Consider the following 17,123-nt stretch of genomic DNA (forward strand, 5'->3'; position numbering starts at 1 on the left):
CCGTCATCCTGCCCCAACCCCGTCATCCCCGCGCAGGCGGGGATCCAGAGTCACGGGCGATGCGGCAGAGAAACCCTGGGTCCCCGCCTGCGCGGGGATGACGAAAAGGGGTATTTGTCCCAAGCGATGCGTGTCCCGAGGGGATATGAGCGCCATCGCGATCCGCCCTCCGCTTGCAGGGGGCCGCGCACGCGCTAGGCTGGCCGCGCAACGAGATTCGGGGACGGCACATGCGGACGGGAATGACGGCTCTGGCGATGGCTCTGGCATGGGCGTCGCCCGCATGGGCACAGGAAGCGGCGCCCGCTCCCCACGGTCGAGGAACAGTCGATCGACGCGCTCCGCTCGGCGCTCGCCGACGGGACCATGACCAGCGGCTATCTCGTCGATGCGTATCTCCAGCGGATCGACAAGATCGATCGGCACGGCCCGACGCTGCGCGCGGTGATCGTCACCGCACCGGCCAAGGACCTGCGCGCCGATGCCCGCGACAGCGACGACCGGCGCAAGGCCGGCAAGCCGCTCGGCCCGCTCGACGGCATCCCGGTGCTGATCAAGGACAATATCGAGACCCAGAACATGCCCACCACCGCGGGCAGCCTGGCGCTCGCCAACAACGATACCGGCCGCGACGCGCCGCTGGTCGCGCGGCTGCGGGCCCAGGGCGCGATCATCCTGGGCAAGACCAACCTCTCCGAATGGGCGAACATCCGCTCGAACCATTCGATGAGCGGGTGGAGCGCCATGGGCGGCCTGGTGAAGAATCCCTATGCGCTCGATCGCTCCGCCTGCGGCTCGTCGAGCGGATCGGGCGCGGCGGTCGCGGCGAGCCTGGCGGCGGTGGCGGTGGGCACCGAGACCGATGGTTCGGTGGTGTGCCCGGCGGCGATGAACGGACTGGTCGGGCTCAAGCCGACGCTGGGGCTGATCAGCCGCACCGGCGTGGTGCCGATCAGCCATAGCCAGGACACGCCCGGGCCGATGGCGCGATCGGTGAAGGACGCCGCGATCCTGTTCGGCGCGATGGTGGGCAGCGACCCCGCCGATCCGGCGACGCAGGATGCGGACAAATATCGCAAGGACTATGCGGCGGGGCTGTCTCCGGACGCGCTCAAGGGCATGCGGATCGGCTATTGGAAGCCCGAGATGGCGGCCGATCTCGCCGCGCGCTTCGACAAGGCGCTCGCCGAGCTCGGCGCGGCCGGCGCCGTGCTGGTCGAAGTGAAGATGCCCGAGCTGAAGGGGCTGGGCGAGGCCGAGGGGCTGGTGCTCTACACCGAGCTGAAGGCCGACATGGCCGCCTATCTCGCCACCACGCCGGCCAGCGTGGGGCCCAAGACGCTCGCCGACCTGATCGCCTTCAACGAGGCGCACAAGGAAGCGGAGATGCCGTTCTTCGGCCAGGAGACCTTCCTAAAGGCCGACAAGACCAAGGGCCTCGACGATCCCGAATATCAGGCGGCGCGCGAGAAATCGGCGCGCATGGCCGGGCCCGAGGGAATCGACGCGATGCTCAAGGCGGCGGACGCGCAGGTCCTCGTCACCCCGACCTATGGCACGCCCTGGCTGAGCGACCCGGCGCATGGCGACCAGTTCCAGGGGCCCTCGGCGAGCGAGCTGCCGGCAGTCTCGGGCTATCCGCACCTCACCGTGCCGATGGGCCTGGTGAACGGGCTGCCCGCCGGCCTTTCCTTCATCGGCACCGCCCATGCCGACGGGCTGCTGCTCAAGGCCGGCCATGCCTATGAACAGGCGACGCACGCCCGGTTGGTGCCGCAATATCTGCCGACGATCCCGGCCGACCTGGGGCCGCGGACGCCCTAGGTTGGGGACTCGTTTCTTTCCTCGTCATCCCCACCCCTTCCGTCGTCATCCCCGCGCAGGCGGGGATCCAGGGTAATGCGGGATATCGGCGCCATCGCGCGAACGCCGTCCGGAAAGGGCAGAACCTGCCACCCTCGCTCCGCACTTGGCCCTGGATCCCCGCTTTCGCGGGGATGACGGGGCTCGCTGCATGCTTCCTCGCTCAGGCCGGATCGGCGTCGGTGCCAAGCCTCCCGAGCCGCTTGCAATGTAGGATCGCGCCTGCTTGGCTCGCGCGGTCGGGGTCGCCGCCCCGCCCGCTCTTTGAAGCTGTAGGAAAGATAGGATCACGCCCGCGCAAGAATGCTGCGAGATGCGGCGCATTTCCGGGAAATGAGGGGAAATGGCAGCCGCGAGAACCCGCGCTGTGCGCAACCTTCGCAACCTTTGGCGCTTCGCCGTGGCGACGATGCAGGAAGGGCGCCGCGCCCTAGCGCTTCCCGTCCAGCTCCAGCAGTTCCTCGCGCACATGGATCGCCGCGAGCGACATGCGCACCTCGAAGAGGAAATAGACCAGCCCCGCCATCAGCAGCAGCATCGAGACGATGAAGGCGCTCGCCACCCAGATGCCCACATGCAGGTTGCTGAGCCGCGCGACGAACATCATCGCGACGACGAAGCAGATGGCGAGGGCGCTGGCCGTGCACAGGAAGATCGCGTTGTTGATCACCGAGATGCGGCGATCGATGATCCGCAGCTCCCAGACGTGGCGATCATGCTCCGGCCCGGTCGAGCGCGGGTGAAGCTGCTCGATATTGCGTGCGCGATCGACGATGCGGGCCAGCCGGCCGACCATCACGTTCAGGAACGCCCCGATGCCCGCCAACAGGAACACGGGAGCGATCGCCGCCTGAATCGTTTCGGAAACCGTGGAGAGATAGGGTCCTTCCATGCGTCATGCGTTATGACCGGGGAACCGAACGGAGTGAAGCCCATGATGCATTTCGATACCGACATGGACGCCGGCGTGATCGAATTCACCGTCGACGGCGAAGTCACCCGCGCCGAATATGATGCCGCGGCCACCGAAATGGAGGCAGTGATCGCACGCCACGGCAAGCTGTCGGCGGTCGCGGTGATACGCAGCTTCGCCGGCATGGAGCTGGCGGCGTGGTGGAAGGACATCAGCTGGGGCGTGGGCCATCTCACCAGGATCGGCCGCGTCGCGATGGTCACCGACATCGGCTGGATCGTCGCCGCCAGCCGCGCGACCGGGTGGATGGTGCCGGGCGAGCAGAAGATCTTCACGCCCGAGGAGCTTGACGTCGCCCGCGCCTGGGCCCGCGGCGGATGAGCGCCCGCGTCATCACGGCTTGGTAACGGGTGCCGCGCTAGAAACATGGCCATGTCGAAGCCGATGCTGCTCGAGGAATTCACGCGCCTGCCGCCGGCGCTCACCGTCGATTGCGTTGACGGGCTGGCCGGCGCGATCGATGCCGTGGCGGCGCGTGCGCGCCCGTCGCACCATTTCCTGCGCTATGGCTGGTTCGCCGCCGCCCTCCGCACCTATGGCGGCCATGCCCGCACGCTCACCGTGGCGCGCGAGGGCGAACCCGTCGTCGCGCTGCCGATCGTCTCGGCGGGCCCGGCCTGGGCGAAGCTGGCCGCGATTCCCGGCTGCTACTGGCCCTTCCGCAGCTTCCCCGTTCGCGAGGATGCCGGAGTCGAGGCGATCGAGGCGCTGCTCCCCCGGCTCGCCCGCGCGGCGCGCGCGCTGCGCGTCGGCCCGGTCTATGACGGCGACCCTGGGCTCGAGCTGCTCAAGGAAGCGGCACGAAACAAGGGCTGGGCAGTGCTCGACCGGTTCGTGGCGGACAGCTTCCTGCTCGACATCGCCGCCGAGCGCGCCCAGGGCACCTGGCCCCGCAACTCGACGCTGAAGAAGAACCGCTTCCACGAGAAGCATCTGGGCGGGCACGGCGAACTCGACTGGGGCTTCGTCCACGGCGCCGACTGGGACGAGGCGGCGTTCGAAGCACTCGCCGCGATTGAGGAGAAGAGCTGGATCGCCGCGCGGACTGACGGCTCGGACGCCAAGTTCACTGCGCGTGGCCATGGCCGCTTCTGGCGCGCCGCCGCCGAGGATCCCGTCATCGCCCGGATGATGTGGGCGGCGCTGCTCCGCATCGACGGCGCGCCCGCGGCCTTCTCCTTCGACCTCAATGCCGGCCCGCTGAAATATGCCGTCGCGAACAGCTATGACCCGCGCTTCGCCAAGCATTCGCCGGGCAAGCTGCTCTATTACCGCAACCTCGTCCGCGCGATCGAGGACGGCATCGCGGCCGTCGACTGGGGCGCCGGCGACAGCGGCTACAAGCAGGTGATCGGCGCAGCGAAGGGCCCGGCCATCCGCGACTGGCTGTTCGTGCGGCCGGGCCTCGACGCCCTGGGCGGCAAGCTGCTTCGCGGCGCCTGGAAGCGGACCGGCCGTGCCGAGACCGGCTCAGCGCCCGCGAAAGCGGATCGCGTCCTCGATGCTGAGGAAGGCGACCGTGACGATGAAGAACGCAAAGGCACCGGCAACCAGATAGAGATACATGGAGCGCTTCCCGCTTCGTGAGGTGCCGCCTGCCTGCCCCCTGGGACAATCCGTCGCTTTGACCTTCGTCAAGGCGGCCACGATATGCGGCGCATGACCGTCGCTCATATCTGCTCCGACTGCGCCGTGCGCGACCGGGCACTTTGCGCCAGCCTCGACGATGTCGAGCTCGACGCGCTCAATGCGCTCGGCCGGCGGCGCAAGCTGGCGCGCGGACAGACCTTGGTCTGGGCGGGCGAGGAAAGCCTGGTCTGCGCCAACCTCCTCTCGGGCGTGCTCAAGCTCAGCGCCGTCACCCCCGATGGGCGCGAGCAGGTGGTCGGGCTGCTCTATCCGGCCGATTTCGTCGGCCGCCCCTGGGCCGAGCTGGCCGATTTCACCGTCACTGCGCTCGGCGACGTCGAGCTGTGCGTCTTCCCGCGCAAGCCGTTCGAGCGCGTGCTCGAAGACCATGCCCGCATGGAGCGGCTGCTGCTCCAGCGCACGCTGGCGGCGCTCGACGAGGCGCGGGGACGGATGCTCGCCCTCGCCCGGCTTTCGGCGCGTGAGAAGCTGGCCGGCTTTCTGCTCGACCTGGCCGACCGCACGCGGGGCTGCCGCGCCACCGCTCTCGGGCCAGTGACCTTCGACCTTCCCCTGACCCGCGGCGAGATGGCGGAGGTGCTCGGGCTGACGATCGAGACGGTGAGCCGCCAGCTGAGCCGGCTGAAGGCGGAGGGTGCGATCAACCTGATGGGCGCACGCGGGATCACCATCCGCGACCGGGCGATGCTGGAAGCGGCGCAGGTGCATTCCCCGCAGCCATCGGCGACCGTGAAGGCCTAGCCGGCGATCCTGCGCGGCGCCGCGACGCAGCCGCCGGCTTCCTCGATGGCAGTCGCCTATCGCCGGATGTAGCGGAAGTACCACACTTCATGGCCCTGGCGCCGCGCCTTGCGCTCATAGCGCGTCTCCGGCCAGTCGGCGGGACGCGTGAGGAAATCCTGCGCGGTCTTCGCCTGCCATGCGAAGTCGCGGCGCTGGTCCATGATCATCATCGACCAGCGGCAATAGGTGGGATCGTCGGTGCCCAGGCGGAATTCGCAGCCGGGCTTTAGCTTCGCCGCAATGATGTCGAGCGGGCCGTGGTTCATCATCCGGCGCTTGGCGTGGCGCGCCTTCGGCCAGGGATCGGGATGAAGCAGATAGAGCCGGTCGAGGCTGGCATCGGGCAGCCGCTCCAGCACTTCCAGCGCGTCGCCCATGTGCAGGCGGACATTGCGGAGATCGCCGTCGCGGACATGGCCGAGCGCGCCGACCACGCCGTTGAGGAAGGGCTCGCAGCCGATGAAGCCGTGGTCGGGGCGCATCGCGGCCTGGCCGGCGAGATGCTCGCCCGCGCCGAAGCCGATCTCGAATTCGAGGGGGCGATCGTCGCCGAACAGCGTGGCGGCATCGAGCGGGCCCGATTCGGGCAGGCTCACCTGCGGCAGCAGCTCCTCGACAAGGGCGGACTGGCCCTGGCGGAGCTTGTGGCCCTGGCGGCGGCCATAGAGACGGCGAATGGAAACAGGATCGGACACGGGCCGCCTGTTAGCGTCCCGGACGCGGAGGACAAGCGTTAGAGCGCCTGGGCAAGCGCGGCAGGAGCCGCCGGACGTACCGTGACGATGCGCTGATGCGCGGCGAGGCGGCGATGCTGGGGCACCGTCGCGCGCGGCTCGCGGCGGGCGAGGTGCGCGCGCGGCAGCGGGCGGCTGCGGGCCGGGGCGATCCAGTCGCCCTGCATGTGGCGGATGCCCATGGTGCAGAGCAGGACCAGATCCTCGCGGCGCGCTACGCCGTTGGCGATCAGCGTCACGTCCATGTTGCGGGCGAGACGCAGCACGCCTTCGACGATCACGCGGCGCGAGCTGCTGTCGGCGATGTTGCGGACCAGACCGGCGTCGAGCTTGACGAAACGCGGCGTGAAGCGGCCGAGCAGGCGGACCGCGAGCGGGCCGACCGCGAAGCCGTCGAACGCAATGGCGATGCCGCGGTCGACGCACGCCTGGGCCAGCGCGGCGACCAGGGCCAGCTCGCCGCGCTCGTCGGCGTCGATCTCGACCACGATGCGGCCGATCGGCACGCGATGCGCGATCGCGGCACGGAAGAGATGGGCGAGCAGCGCCTCGGGCGCGCCGCTGGCGGCTCCGACGGGAACCGCGAGCAGCGCCTCGCCGTCGAGCAGCCCGGCATCGGCGGCGCCGGCGATCGCGGCGGCGATCCGCGCCATTTCGAGCCGCAGCCGGGCCTCGGCGGCGAGCCCTGCGGCGACTGGCGCGAAGCCGCTGCCCTTTACGGTGGCGATCGCGGCCCAGGCGAAGGGCTGACCCGAAATGGCGGCGATCATCGGCTGAAAGGCAAGGGCGAGACCGGACGGAGGGGCGGCTGAGGCAGGTTCGGTATGCATGGTACTTCCTTTCTGCCCTTCGTTAAAAATGGTTAACGCCATCCGCTCCATTCCGTGCCTCGCCGAAGGGGGATTCTCCCCATGGGGATTCTACCGGGGAAGCAAAGCGGCGGATTTCGCTTGCCTCACGCGAATCCGCGAGTCGCGCCGCGGCAAGCGAATCGCCGCCGAAACGACCCGATGCAGGATTACCACCGAAACGGTTATTGTTCCGAGAGCCGTAGCGCGGAGCGGGTGCGACGAAGCGCGAATCAAGCCGCGTTGCGCAGCGCCGGTTGCGGCAGGCTGCCCGTGGCGGGCGCGCCGACATGGGCACCCTGGACGAGCGGCACGCCGAAGCTGCGGATGCGCTCATAGACCGGCTCGCTGTCCACGCCCGCCGCGACGATGCGCAGGCCCAGGCTCTGCATGCGGCGGATGAGGTCCTCGATGGCGATGCGGCGCGACCAGCTGGAGGCGATGGTGCTGACCAGTTCGGGCTCGATCGTCACGGCATGGGGCGCGAACTTGCCGCAATAGGCCAGCCCCGATTCATTCGGGCCGACGCCGTGAAAGGCGACGACCGGGCCCAGCTTGTTGAAGACATGCATGACGTCGGCGAGCTCGGAACTGGTGATCGCCTGATAATGGTGGAGCGTGAACACCAGCCGCTCGGCGACGATGCCATATTGGCGCGCGGTTAGCAGTGCCGGCTGGATGTGCTCGGCAGGATCGCCGATCGCCGGTGCGCTCAGCGGAATGGCGAGCCGGCCGCCCGAACTGGCAAAGCCCGCCGTCGCCGCCCAGCGCACCGCGGCGACTGCGCAGCGACGATCGACGTCGCGGCGCTGCTCGGCCGACAGCTGGTCGAAATCGCCCGTGGCGGGCGCGCCGTCGCGCAGCGCCTGCGCCTCATAGGCATGGATGCGACCACCGGCGATCTCGGCGATGGGCTGGAAGGCGATCGCGAGTCCGGTGCCGGCGCCAGGGGACGCTCCGTTCTCCGGAACCATCATCGAATTCTCCGACTCCACCGACTCGCTCCTTTCCTGTCCTTCCTGATGAAGAATTACGGTTGCTCAGTGCTTTATAGGATGGCCCGTGCGAATACGTATCGAAGAGCCGAAACGAAAAGCCCCGCGCCGGCAGTGCGGCGCGGGGCTATCGGGTTCGGCAAGCCGAAGCGGGCGGGATCAGGCGGCCAGGGCGGCCTTCAGATCCTCGACCAGGTCGGTCTTCTCCCAGGGGAAGAAGTCGCCCTCGGCCTTGCGGCCGAAATGGCCGTAAGCCGCCGTCTTCGAATAGATCGGCTTGTTGAGCTGCAGGTGCGTGCGGATGCCGCGCGGCGTGAGGCCGCCCAGCTTCTCGATGCCTGCGATCGCCGCTTCGATCCTGTCGTCCGAGACCGTGCCGGTGCCGTGCGTGTCGACATAGAGCGACAGCGGCTTCGACACGCCGATCGCATAGGCCAGCTGGATCGTCACGCGCTTGGCCAGGCCCGCGGCGACGATGTTCTTGGCAAGATAGCGGGTGATGTACGCCGCCGAACGATCGACCTTGGTCGGGTCCTTGCCCGAAAACGCGCCGCCGCCGTGCGGCGAGGCGCCGCCATAGGTATCGACGATGATCTTGCGGCCGGTGAGACCGGCATCGCCGTCCGGACCGCCGATTTCGAACGAGCCGGTCGGATTGATGTGATATTCGGTCTCGGTCGAGAGCAGCTCGGCCGGAAGCAGATCGGCGACGACCTTCTTCACATAGGCCTTGAGCTCGGCCTCCTTGTCGCCTTCGTCATAGCCCTTGCCATGCTGGGTCGAGACGACGATCGCAGTCGCCGCGACCGGCTTGCCGTTCTCGAAGCGCAGCGTGACCTGGCTCTTGGCGTCCGGCTCGAGGAACGGCGCCGTGCCCGAATGGCGATCGGCGGCCATGCGCTCGAGGATCTTGTGGCTGTAATCAAGCGTGGCCGGCATCAGATCCGGCGTCTCGTCACAGGCGAAGCCGAACATGATGCCCTGGTCGCCAGCGCCTTCGTCCTTGTTGCCGGAGGCATCCACGCCCTGCGCGATGTGCGCCGATTGCGGGTGCAGGTTGTTCTCGAAGCGGAGCGTCTCCCAGTGGAAGCCCTCCTGCTCATAGCCGATGCGCTTCACGGTATCGCGGACGGCCTTCTCGACCTCTTCCTGCACGCCCGGGGCCCAATTGCCTTCGGTGTCCATGATGCCCTTGCCGCGGATCTCGCCGGCAAGGACGACCAGCTGGGTGGTGGTCAGCGTCTCGCAGGCGATACGGGCCTCGGGATCCTTGGACAGGAACAGGTCGACGATGGCGTCGGAAATCTGGTCCGCGACCTTGTCGGGATGGCCTTCGGAAACCGATTCGGACGTGAAGAGATAGTTGGAACGCATGGAAATTCCTCTTGTGGGGAGGAAAGCCGGGCCGTTGCCATGCCCATATAAAGCTTTCCTTATATGATCCCCCTAGCGGGCGAAGCGCCGGAACGCAATCGCGAACACCACAAAGGCCAGCGCGACGATCAGCGCCAGCCCGTTGCCGAGCCGGGCGAAGGGCGTCGGTGGCAAGGGCGCGGGGAGCGGCACTTCCACTGCCCCTTCCTGCCCCGCCGGCACCGTGCCGAGCAGGCGGCCGCGGGCATCGATCACCGCGGAAATGCCGGTAGGCGTGGCGCGCAGGATCGGCAGCCCCTCCTCGATCGCCCGCAACCGTGCCTGCGCGAGGTGCTGCACGGGCCCCCAGCTGCCGAACCAGGCATCGTTCGACGGGTTGAACAGGAAATCGGGGCGGTTGCGCTGGTCGATGATCTGGCCGGAGAAGATGATCTCGTAGCAGACCGCGACACCGGACTTGCCGAAGCCGTCGACGGCGAGCGTGCGCGGGCCCGGGCCCGGGATGAAGTCGATATCGCCCATCACCAGCCGGGCGAGGCCGAGCGGCGCCAGCAGCGTGCGCATCGGCAGATACTCGCCATAGGGGACGAGATGCGCCTTGTCGTAGCGCCCGCCGAGCATGCCGGCCGGGTCCATGGTCCACACCGAGTTGCCCGCGCCGGTTAGCCGGTCCCCGTCGAAGAACAGCGCGTTGCCGCCGATCATCGCGCGATCCCGCGGCCCGAGCAGTCCGCCGATCCGCCCGCGCACCCAGCGGGGATCGCCCTGCTGGTAGAAGCGCTGCGGATAGCCGTCCTCGACATAATAATTGACCATGCCCTCGGGCCACACCACCAGCCGCGGCACGCCGCCCGGCTGGCCGCTCCACTCGGCCAGCTTGGCGAGGACGCGCGGGGCATAGTCCGGCCGATCGACGCCTTCCTGCCCGATATTGGGCTGGACGACGCGGACGTGCGGGCGCGTGAGGTCCTCGACCGGGCGACCGGGGTTGAGCGCGAACCCGGCGACGAGGAGCAGCGCAGCGGTGGCCAGCGGTACGCGATACTGGTGCTGACTGGCGAGGTAGAGCGCGCCGGCGACGATCAGGGTGAGCCCCGACAGCGCATAGGTGCCGGAGAAGGCCACGAGCTGCGCGATCGGCGTCGGCACCCATATTGCCGCCATCGGATTCCACGGATAGCCGGTGAACAGCGTGCCGCGCAGATATTCGGTGACGATCCAGGCCGAGGCGGCGGCGAGGACGAAAGCGAGATCGGGTTCGTTCCAGCGCGCCTTCACAATGCGGGCGAAGCGCCAGGCAAGGCCCATCGCCACCGCCGGATAGACCGCCAGGTAGAGCGCGAGCAGCACCACGGCGAAATAGCCCAGCACCGGCGGCATCTTGTCCTGAAAATCGAAGGCGTGCTGGATCCAGTTGTTGCCGAGCGTGAAATGGCCGACGCCGAAGACCCAGCCGCGCAGCAGCGCCGCCTTGGCGCTTGGCGCGTGCCAGGTCAGGTGCAGCAGCACGGCGAGGCAGGCGAGCGTGATCGGCCACCAGTCGAGCGGGGCGAATCCGGTGGCGGAGAGAAAGCCGGCGAGCAGCGCCGTGAGCAGGGGGCGGGACAGCATCACCTGGGTGCTTAACCGATCCGCCGATCCAAAACACCCGTCATGCTGAACGCGTTTCAGCATCCAACGCGCAGGCGGGGATGACAAAGGAACGGCGCTTGTCGAAACGGGACGATCGCCAGGCGAGTTCAGAGTGACGAGATATCCGGCGACCGGACATGAAAGTCGCGATGCCAGGTAGCGAAAATCGCGTATCCCCCCTATGTGCCGCGCCATGACCGAGATCACCGTCGCCGCCCTGCAGCTCGCCTTTTCGAACGATATCGATGCGAACATCAAACATGTGTCGCGGCTCGTTCGCGAGGCGGCTTCGCGCGGCGCCCAGGTCGTGCTGCCGCCCGAACTGTTCGAAGGCGAGTATTTCTGCCGGGTGGAGGACGAGGGCCTGTTCGCCAATGCGAAGCCCACTGCCGAGCACAAGGCGGTGCTGGCGATGCAGGCGCTGGCCAGCGAGCTCAAGATCCACATCCCAACCAGCTTCTTCGAGCTGGACGGCCATCATTATTACAACAGCCTCGCGATGATCGATCCGGACGGCAAGATCGCCGGCGTCTATCGCAAGAGCCACATCCCCGACGGCCCGGGCTATGAGGAGAAATTCTATTTCCGCCCCGGCAACACCGGGTTCAAGGTGTGGGACGGCCCGGACAGGAGCACGCTCGGCGTCGGCGTGTGCTGGGACCAATGGTATCCCGAGACTGCCCGCGCGATGATGCTGATGGGTGCGGACATCCTCTTCTACCCCACCGCGATCGGCAGCGAGCCGCATGACGACAGCCTCGACACCGCGCGGCTGTGGCGCCGGGCGATGGTGGGCCATGCCGTATCGAACGTCGTGCCCGTAGTCGCCGCCAACCGGGTCGGCATCGAGCACGGCCAGACCTTTTACGGCACCAGCTTCATCACCGACGAGCGCGGCGACATCCGGGCCGAGCTGGACCGCGAGGAAGAGGGCGTGATCACCGCGACGCTCGACCTGGCCCTCGCCAAGCGCCACCGCGCCGCGTTCGGCTTCTTCCGCGATCGCCGGCCCGAACTCTATACCCGGCTGGTGCAGGACATCTGAGCCCGGCCGGGATCAGCGCGCCTCCGGCCGCGCCAGCGCCACGGCCCGCTCCACCACCGCCTCCAGCATCGCGGGCGTCAGCCGCCCGGTATTCTGGTTGTAGCGCGAGCAGTGATAGCTATCGACCAGCCATTGGCCGCGATGCATGCGATGCTCGGCGCCATGGGCGAAGCGCACCTTGGGCAGCTTGCCGCCCATCGCCTTGACGGCCGACTGGTGCGCGATCTGACCCAGCGCCAGCACCACCGGCGCCCGGAGCTCCGCCGCCAGGAAGGGCCGGCAGGCATGGATCTCGGCGGGCTCGGGCTTGTTCTCGGGCGGCAGGCAGCGCACTGCGTTGAGGATCACCACGCCCCTGGGCTCGCCGCTCTCGGCCAGCCCGAACTTCTCCAGCGTCGCGAACAGCAGCGCGCCGGAATCGTCGCCGGTAAAGACGCGGCCGGTGCGGTTGGCACCGTGCTTGCCGGGCGCAAGGCCCACGATCGCGATCGGCGCATCGGGATCGCCCAGCGCGGGCACCGGCGCATTCCACCAGTCGGGATGTTCGGCGCGCAATTGCGCGCGCAACGCCACGAGGCGCGGGCAGAGCGGACAATCGCGGCTTGGCTGAAGCATTCCCGCGCGATAGGCCGCCCGGCATGGCGAGGACAAGCTATGCCATCGCGATCGGATCGAACCGATGGGGCCGCCACGGGAGCCCGGCGCGCGAAGTCGCGGCGGCGATCGCGGCGTTGGGCGGCGTCACCACGGTCTCCCCGATCCTGCACACGCCGCCGCTCGGCCCTTCGAAACGCCGCTTCGCCAATGCCGTCGTGCTGATCGAGAGCGACGAGATGCCCCCTGCCCTGCTCCGGCGGCTGAAAGCCATCGAGCGCGGCTTCGGCCGGCGGCGCGGCCGGAACTGGGGGGCGCGGGTGATCGATCTCGACATCATATTATGGTCGGGCGGCAGCTGGGGCGAGCCGGCGCTCACCGTGCCGCATCGCCTGTTCCGCGGCCGCGAATTCGTGCTGGCGCCGCTCGCCCGGGTCGCGGCGGGCTGGCGCGATCCGGTGACCGGGCTTAGCGTGCGCCAGCTCGCGGCACGATTGCGGAGGAAGCGATGATCTGGATGATGCTGGCGCTGGCCGATCCCGATCCCGGCCTGGTTGCCTTTGCCGATGCGTTCGACCGGGCGCAGCTCGGCCAGGACCGCGCGGCGATGGAGACGATGATCGCGGACGACCTGGTCTATATCGACGGCTCGGGCAGGCGGCAGGGCAAGCAGGCATTCATCGACGGCTGGATGACGCCGGGCGACCGCTATGATCCGCTGGTGCTGACCGATCGGGTGATCGTGTCGCTCGGGCCGGATGCCGGCGTGGCCAATGCGGAGACGGTGCTCGGCGGCGTCTCGGGCGGGCGGCGTTTTTCCAGCCATTTCCGTTTCGCCGACACGTTCCGCCGGACGAACGGCCGCTGGCAGGTCGCCCATATTCAGGTGACGCGGATCGAAGCGCAGCGTTGACCCGCCCGGCTGGCCCGCCTAGGGGCAGGGCCGGTGTGGGTCCGTAGCTCAGTCGGTAGAGCAAGCGACTTTTAATCGAGAGGTCCCGGGTTCGAATCCCGGCGGACCCACCACCCCTCCTATGGCCACCAGTTAAGTCTGGGCCATTCCACACCTAACTCTGGGCCAATCCAGATTAGGGCGTCTGGCGACCGCGCGTCGCGACAGCAGCATCATTCTCGATGCTGCATTCTACCAAAGTGAATTGAGGAGCTTCCTTCTTTGAAAGGAACTCCGAATGAAAGAGGTCGACCTGTCGGGCATCGACCCGCTGCGCCGCGACGAGGTCCGTCGCCGCATTGGAATCCTTCAACGCTACCTCGCGCTGAAATCTCCCACCAAAGCCGATGCTGAACATCATGCGAAGCAGATCGGCATCGGCGTCCAGCAATTTTACAGGCTGGCGAAGGTTTGGAGAATCAAGGGCGAGCCCGAAGCTGTTGGCGCCGGCACCCGTGGCGGGCAGGGTGCGAGCCCCGCGTGAGGAGGGGGCCCATCCGCTGCCGGACGAGGTCTCGATCCCCTCATGATCGCAGTCGACCGTCTGCTCGGCACTCCGGCCGACGAGGTCATGCGGCTCCAGGATGCCCATCTCGACGCTCGCGGCAGGGCGAGACGCGACCGCATCACCAAGCTCCAACGCCGTCTAGGCACTGAGGCACTCGTCGGTCGGTCGTTCGCGACACTGGCGGGAGAAGCGGCCCCATGGCATCCCACCCTTCCGATCATGCTGGCCGACGGCTCGACCGAGCCGGCCTCGAAGACTCTTTGCGACCTCGTCACGGTCATCAGGGACGCCGCCATCCTGGCGCTCCTCCAGCTCACCGGGATGAGGATCGGCGAGATCGTCACCCTTCGCGCCGGCTTCGACCCGCAGACCGGCATCCCAACCTGCGTGACATCCACGAGGAGCTCCGCCGCGAGGTGGACCGTCTGACGTCGCTGTCGACCAGTCTTCAGAGCGCTCTCATCGCGAACATCGCCGCATCGCGCGGGCTGGGCATCAGCACACGCGACCGGCAACTCGCCGATCTCGAGAAGCGGCGTGCGGCGCGCGCCGCGCGCGAGGCGGCCGAGACGCCTTAGGCGAGCCACTCGAGTAGCCGTGGATCGACCTCCTCATCGCCGTCCTCCGTCCCGCGCCCGCTAACATCGTCAGCACGCATCGTCTCGGCGGCGAAGCGCAGACTCCTCGCCGCCGCGTCGACGTAGACCGATGCCGTCAGCCAGTCGTCGCCCAGGAGTTCGTCGGGCATCCCGTCCAGACGGGCGACCACGTCGCAAAGACGGTCGACGAAGGCTCCGGCCGTCGCATCGCGCATCGTCGCGCGCCGGTCGATCGCCCCGGACCGGTCCGACGCCATCACGCTCTCGGCCCGAGGAGCGAACATCGGCGGCCGCCACCGCCGCGCGGAGAGGCCTCGCCCATTCCCGTCAGCAGCCATGGCGAGTCCGCCAGTCGACCTCGACGACGACCGGCGCGTCCGTGGCGCCGTAGACCCGGATCGTCGCCCAATCGACCTCTTCGTCCCTGCGCCGGGCGTCCACCTCGATCGTCCAGCAGCGGCGACCCGGCGACCAGCGCCACCCCCTCGCCTTCAACGCGTCCGAAGCGGATCGGGGCGCCCCGTGCGCCTCCAGGCGGAAGCTCGCCCGGCGCGCATTCGCGAGCATCCTCGAGAGGACCGTGGCGCCTCCGGAAATCCCGTGGTCCAGGAGGTGGAGCAAAGCGTTCACATCCACGCTGGCCCTGTGCGCATCGTAGAACCCGCCGATCTGACAGATCAGCTGCGACTGGGTCCGGCCCTCGAAGCCGAGCTCCGACCAATCGACGTCGTTCAGGCTGCACGCCCATGCGAGGCCCGCCGCCTCAGGGAGCCTCGCCTCCACGAACGGCCGATCGAACGCCGCGTTGTGGCTGACCACGAAGTCGGCTCCCAGCAGCGTTCCGACCGCCTCGCCGTCATGGATCGCCCTGCCCTTCACGTCGGCGTCGCGGAGGCCCGTTACCTCCGTGATAGCCCCGGTGATCGGAACGCCCGGATCCTCGAGAAACGCGAGCATGGGTCCGGTCTCGACGATCCTGCCGTCCGCGTCGGCGGTGAAGCGCTGCATAGCGAGTTCGATGATGCGGTCCTGAGCAGGATCGAAGCCCGTCGTCTCGACGTCCAGCGCGACGCCCGTGACGACGCCGACTTCCAATCCCGGCAGCCCCGCGCGCTCGAAACGGCCGAGGCGGCGCTGGACACGAAAGTCGGGATGACGCCCGAGCACGCGAGCGAGCGCCTCCACCTCCACCGGAATGCTCACCATGCCCTCGACGCTCAAGCGCGCTGCTCCATGATGACCGCGAAGCCTTCCGCAGTGGGGGCGCCCGGCTCGACGGCAAGGACAGAGAGGTGATGGGCGACGTGATCGGAGATCAGCCTCGCGCTGATCGTGTCGTAGAGGTCGAATCCCTCCCGCACCTTCGCGCCGAGCGCAGCGATCGCACCGTAGCGCTCGAAGAGGCGATTGCGGAACGTGCGCTCGCTGTCGACCACGGCCGCCACGAAGACCTGGACCCGTCCGCCGGACGCGTACTGGGTGAAGCCGGTGGAGAACAGCCGATCGCCGACCGGCGGCCGGTGCGCCGCCCGGCGACGCCACGCGCGCGCTTCCGAGGACTTCTGCGGGAACGGCGGATCGTGACGAGGGCCGCCGCCTGCGACCATCTCCTCATCCGCATCGACCTCGGCCGCATGGCCGTCCGTTTCATCGGCAAGAAGCTGGTCGAGGAAACGAGGGTCCGCGTCGAGACCGAGCCCTGCGCCATCGGCGTGCAGCACCAACGCCCGCTCGAACGCCGTCTCGCCGAGGCAGGCGGTCAACGCGCTCTCGCCGTCGAACATCTCGCGCGGCGCGAGCAGCCACGCGACCGGGTCGTGCGGAATGCGCTCGCGCTCGAAGCGCGCGCCGACGCCGGCGGCGACGATGGCAAGCCGGACGAGTTCGGCCTGGCGAACCGCCATCGCGTCCTCCCCTAGCTCCGCTCGCGAGAACGGATCCGCGAGGTCCGAAGCGCGCGACGAAGTCTGGAGGACGGTAAACTGATCTGCCATGATTTTGGCCTCCCTTGATTCTGGCGGGCAGAGCTAACATCCCAGCCCTAGTCACCTATATATCAATATATCCCGATATTTGGATATTTCAAGAGCTTCTTGACCGGCTAGCGTCCGGCAGGACACAGAACCGCATGGACACAGGGCAGATCGTCGCCATCCTCGCCGCTGCAGGCCACCCGACCCGGTTCGCGGTTCTGCGACTGCTTGGAACCGAGGAGGCCGGCCTGGCGGCGGGAGAGATCGCGCGCCGGCTTGGCGTGGTGCAGAACACGATGTCCTCGCATCTTAAGAAGCTGGCTGAAGCCGGCATCGTAGACGTGGTCCGCTCGGGGACGACGATCACGTATCGCCTCAACCGCTCTGCGACGGACGCTCTTTCGAGCGCCCTTCGGAACCTCTGAAACCACGCGACGTCACATGTGCAGCGGCGGCCGGCACCGTCGAATCCTCGGCACTCGATTACACGATCACCCGCCCCGCCTGGCTCACCGACCGGAACGAGGTCGGCTACGAGCTCACCGGAAAGGGAGAGGCTTTTAAAGGGACGGAGGCAAGCATCTAGAGGCTGCCCCTCCC

At 68.2% G+C, this 17,123-nt stretch carries 22 protein-coding genes and 1 tRNA gene; 13 read left to right on the top strand and 10 right to left on the bottom strand.

Annotation, left to right across the window (positions count from 1 at the left end; all coding sequences use genetic code 11):
• The first annotated feature begins 366 nt into the window (after positions 1 to 366).
• The gene (locus tag FFS08_RS21515) at positions 367 to 1,824 is read left to right on the top strand and encodes an amidase (protein ID WP_249341336.1); all 1,458 of its coding nucleotides are present in this window, start codon (positions 367 to 369) and stop codon (positions 1,822 to 1,824) included.
• A gap of 469 nt (positions 1,825 to 2,293) precedes the next feature.
• Here the strand turns inward: FFS08_RS21515 and FFS08_RS21520 are convergent, their stop codons facing one another.
• On the bottom strand, positions 2,294 to 2,755 hold the full coding sequence (locus FFS08_RS21520) for a DUF2721 domain-containing protein (RefSeq protein WP_137864608.1): 462 nt from the start codon (positions 2,753 to 2,755) through the stop codon (positions 2,294 to 2,296).
• Between the two features lie 42 nt (positions 2,756 to 2,797).
• On the opposite strand from FFS08_RS21520, the gene FFS08_RS21525 reads away from it, so the two are divergent.
• The 3 genes from FFS08_RS21525 to FFS08_RS21535 all read left to right on the top strand — a co-directional run bounded on the left by FFS08_RS21525 (position 2,798) and on the right by FFS08_RS21535 (position 5,227).
• On the top strand, positions 2,798 to 3,157 hold the full coding sequence (locus tag FFS08_RS21525) for a SpoIIAA family protein (protein ID WP_171012754.1): 360 nt from the start codon (positions 2,798 to 2,800) through the stop codon (positions 3,155 to 3,157).
• Between the two features lie 51 nt (positions 3,158 to 3,208).
• Complete coding sequence (locus FFS08_RS21530; RefSeq protein ID WP_137864606.1) at positions 3,209 to 4,423, top strand: GNAT family N-acetyltransferase; 1,215 nt, start codon at positions 3,209 to 3,211, stop codon at positions 4,421 to 4,423.
• A gap of 72 nt (positions 4,424 to 4,495) precedes the next feature.
• A complete protein-coding gene (locus FFS08_RS21535; protein WP_137864605.1) occupies positions 4,496 to 5,227 on the top strand; it encodes a Crp/Fnr family transcriptional regulator in 732 nt (243 codons plus the stop codon).
• A 56-nt stretch (positions 5,228 to 5,283) separates the two neighbouring features.
• Here the strand turns inward: FFS08_RS21535 and trmB are convergent, their stop codons facing one another.
• The 5 genes from trmB to lnt all read right to left on the bottom strand — a co-directional run bounded on the left by trmB (position 5,284) and on the right by lnt (position 10,831).
• Positions 5,284 to 5,964 (bottom strand): tRNA (guanine(46)-N(7))-methyltransferase TrmB, encoded by a 681-nt coding sequence (gene trmB / locus FFS08_RS21540; RefSeq protein WP_137864604.1) that lies wholly within the window; start codon positions 5,962 to 5,964, stop codon positions 5,284 to 5,286.
• A gap of 38 nt (positions 5,965 to 6,002) precedes the next feature.
• Positions 6,003 to 6,833 carry an EAL domain-containing protein gene (locus FFS08_RS21545; protein ID WP_171012755.1) on the bottom strand — a complete coding sequence of 277 codons (831 nt, stop codon included), beginning with the start codon at positions 6,831 to 6,833 and terminating at the stop codon, positions 6,003 to 6,005.
• A gap of 251 nt (positions 6,834 to 7,084) precedes the next feature.
• Complete coding sequence (locus tag FFS08_RS21550; protein ID WP_171015340.1) at positions 7,085 to 7,846, bottom strand: EAL domain-containing protein; 762 nt, start codon at positions 7,844 to 7,846, stop codon at positions 7,085 to 7,087.
• 159 nt (positions 7,847 to 8,005) lie between these two features.
• Complete coding sequence (metK, locus tag FFS08_RS21555) at positions 8,006 to 9,220, bottom strand: methionine adenosyltransferase (RefSeq protein ID WP_137864601.1); 1,215 nt, start codon at positions 9,218 to 9,220, stop codon at positions 8,006 to 8,008.
• Positions 9,221 to 9,292: 72 nt separating this feature from the next.
• Complete coding sequence (lnt, locus tag FFS08_RS21560) at positions 9,293 to 10,831, bottom strand: apolipoprotein N-acyltransferase (protein WP_137864600.1); 1,539 nt, start codon at positions 10,829 to 10,831, stop codon at positions 9,293 to 9,295.
• Between the two features lie 214 nt (positions 10,832 to 11,045).
• Here lnt and aguB point away from each other — a divergent pair, with 214 nt between their 5' ends.
• Positions 11,046 to 11,897 carry an N-carbamoylputrescine amidase gene (gene aguB, locus FFS08_RS21565; protein ID WP_137864599.1) on the top strand — a complete coding sequence of 284 codons (852 nt, stop codon included), beginning with the start codon at positions 11,046 to 11,048 and terminating at the stop codon, positions 11,895 to 11,897.
• A 12-nt stretch (positions 11,898 to 11,909) separates the two neighbouring features.
• On the opposite strand, the gene FFS08_RS21570 is transcribed toward aguB, so the two are convergent.
• Positions 11,910 to 12,512 carry a uracil-DNA glycosylase gene (locus FFS08_RS21570; protein WP_137864598.1) on the bottom strand — a complete coding sequence of 201 codons (603 nt, stop codon included), beginning with the start codon at positions 12,510 to 12,512 and terminating at the stop codon, positions 11,910 to 11,912.
• A 23-nt stretch (positions 12,513 to 12,535) separates the two neighbouring features.
• Between FFS08_RS21570 and folK the strand changes: the two genes are divergently transcribed.
• The 6 genes from folK (at position 12,536) to FFS08_RS23690 (ending at position 14,529) form a co-directional block, all read left to right on the top strand.
• Positions 12,536 to 13,003 (top strand): 2-amino-4-hydroxy-6-hydroxymethyldihydropteridine diphosphokinase, encoded by a 468-nt coding sequence (gene folK, locus FFS08_RS21575; RefSeq protein ID WP_137864597.1) that lies wholly within the window; start codon positions 12,536 to 12,538, stop codon positions 13,001 to 13,003.
• Complete coding sequence (locus FFS08_RS21580; RefSeq protein ID WP_137864596.1) at positions 13,000 to 13,404, top strand: nuclear transport factor 2 family protein; 405 nt, start codon at positions 13,000 to 13,002, stop codon at positions 13,402 to 13,404. Before folK ends, FFS08_RS21580 begins: the two co-directional genes overlap by 4 nt.
• A gap of 37 nt (positions 13,405 to 13,441) precedes the next feature.
• Positions 13,442 to 13,517: transfer RNA gene (locus tag FFS08_RS21585), tRNA-Lys, on the top strand.
• A 164-nt stretch (positions 13,518 to 13,681) separates the two neighbouring features.
• Complete coding sequence (locus FFS08_RS21590; protein ID WP_137864595.1) at positions 13,682 to 13,927, top strand: hypothetical protein; 246 nt, start codon at positions 13,682 to 13,684, stop codon at positions 13,925 to 13,927.
• 42 nt (positions 13,928 to 13,969) lie between these two features.
• Complete coding sequence (locus FFS08_RS21595) at positions 13,970 to 14,380, top strand: site-specific integrase (protein WP_137864594.1); 411 nt, start codon at positions 13,970 to 13,972, stop codon at positions 14,378 to 14,380.
• On the top strand, positions 14,368 to 14,529 hold the full coding sequence (locus FFS08_RS23690; protein ID WP_171012756.1) for a hypothetical protein: 162 nt from the start codon (positions 14,368 to 14,370) through the stop codon (positions 14,527 to 14,529). Before FFS08_RS21595 ends, FFS08_RS23690 begins: the two co-directional genes overlap by 13 nt.
• Here the strand turns inward: FFS08_RS23690 and FFS08_RS21600 are convergent.
• The 3 genes from FFS08_RS21600 to FFS08_RS21610 are packed head-to-tail and all read right to left on the bottom strand — an operon-like array spanning position 14,526 to position 16,544.
• Entirely contained in the window at positions 14,526 to 14,834 is a 309-nt protein-coding gene (locus tag FFS08_RS21600) for a hypothetical protein (protein WP_137864593.1), read from the bottom strand. The two genes, FFS08_RS23690 and FFS08_RS21600, sit on opposite strands and share 4 nt — an antisense overlap.
• Before the next feature lie 43 nt (positions 14,835 to 14,877).
• Positions 14,878 to 15,771, bottom strand: coding sequence for a 3'-5' exonuclease (locus tag FFS08_RS21605; RefSeq protein WP_137864592.1), 894 nt, complete (start codon positions 15,769 to 15,771; stop codon positions 14,878 to 14,880).
• Positions 15,768 to 16,544 carry a hypothetical protein gene (locus tag FFS08_RS21610; RefSeq protein ID WP_137864591.1) on the bottom strand — a complete coding sequence of 259 codons (777 nt, stop codon included), beginning with the start codon at positions 16,542 to 16,544 and terminating at the stop codon, positions 15,768 to 15,770. Before FFS08_RS21610 ends, FFS08_RS21605 begins: the two co-directional genes overlap by 4 nt.
• Positions 16,545 to 16,678: 134 nt before the next feature.
• Here FFS08_RS21610 and FFS08_RS21615 point away from each other — a divergent pair, with 134 nt between their 5' ends.
• Positions 16,679 to 16,948, top strand: coding sequence for an ArsR/SmtB family transcription factor (locus FFS08_RS21615; protein WP_137864590.1), 270 nt, complete (start codon positions 16,679 to 16,681; stop codon positions 16,946 to 16,948).
• Positions 16,945 to 17,109 (top strand): NAD(P)H-binding protein, encoded by a 165-nt coding sequence (locus FFS08_RS24305; RefSeq protein WP_137864609.1) that lies wholly within the window; start codon positions 16,945 to 16,947, stop codon positions 17,107 to 17,109. Before FFS08_RS21615 ends, FFS08_RS24305 begins: the two co-directional genes overlap by 4 nt.
• Positions 17,110 to 17,123 lie beyond the last annotated feature (14 nt).

It is taken from the genome of Sphingomonas sp. 1F27F7B, assembly GCF_005503355.1.
GTDB lineage: Bacteria > Pseudomonadota > Alphaproteobacteria > Sphingomonadales > Sphingomonadaceae > Sphingomonas.

Coding starts and splice junctions, on each gene's coding strand:
- FFS08_RS21520 (WP_137864608.1), bottom strand. CDS start 2,755: ATGGAAGGACCCTATCTCTCCACGGTTTCCGAAACGATTCAGGCGGCG.
- metK (WP_137864601.1), bottom strand. CDS start 9,220: ATGCGTTCCAACTATCTCTTCACGTCCGAATCGGTTTCCGAAGGCCAT.
- aguB (WP_137864599.1), top strand. CDS start 11,046: ATGACCGAGATCACCGTCGCCGCCCTGCAGCTCGCCTTTTCGAACGAT.
- folK (WP_137864597.1), top strand. CDS start 12,536: ATGGCGAGGACAAGCTATGCCATCGCGATCGGATCGAACCGATGGGGC.
- FFS08_RS21515 (WP_249341336.1), top strand. CDS start 367: ATGACCAGCGGCTATCTCGTCGATGCGTATCTCCAGCGGATCGACAAG.
- FFS08_RS21535 (WP_137864605.1), top strand. CDS start 4,496: ATGACCGTCGCTCATATCTGCTCCGACTGCGCCGTGCGCGACCGGGCA.
- FFS08_RS21525 (WP_171012754.1), top strand. CDS start 2,798: ATGATGCATTTCGATACCGACATGGACGCCGGCGTGATCGAATTCACC.
- FFS08_RS21595 (WP_137864594.1), top strand. CDS start 13,970: ATGATCGCAGTCGACCGTCTGCTCGGCACTCCGGCCGACGAGGTCATG.
- FFS08_RS21570 (WP_137864598.1), bottom strand. CDS start 12,512: ATGCTTCAGCCAAGCCGCGATTGTCCGCTCTGCCCGCGCCTCGTGGCG.
- FFS08_RS21615 (WP_137864590.1), top strand. CDS start 16,679: ATGGACACAGGGCAGATCGTCGCCATCCTCGCCGCTGCAGGCCACCCG.
- FFS08_RS21545 (WP_171012755.1), bottom strand. CDS start 6,833: ATGCATACCGAACCTGCCTCAGCCGCCCCTCCGTCCGGTCTCGCCCTT.
- FFS08_RS21610 (WP_137864591.1), bottom strand. CDS start 16,544: ATGGCAGATCAGTTTACCGTCCTCCAGACTTCGTCGCGCGCTTCGGAC.
- FFS08_RS21580 (WP_137864596.1), top strand. CDS start 13,000: ATGATCTGGATGATGCTGGCGCTGGCCGATCCCGATCCCGGCCTGGTT.
- FFS08_RS21590 (WP_137864595.1), top strand. CDS start 13,682: ATGAAAGAGGTCGACCTGTCGGGCATCGACCCGCTGCGCCGCGACGAG.
- FFS08_RS21600 (WP_137864593.1), bottom strand. CDS start 14,834: ATGTTCGCTCCTCGGGCCGAGAGCGTGATGGCGTCGGACCGGTCCGGG.
- FFS08_RS21530 (WP_137864606.1), top strand. CDS start 3,209: ATGTCGAAGCCGATGCTGCTCGAGGAATTCACGCGCCTGCCGCCGGCG.
- lnt (WP_137864600.1), bottom strand. CDS start 10,831: ATGCTGTCCCGCCCCCTGCTCACGGCGCTGCTCGCCGGCTTTCTCTCC.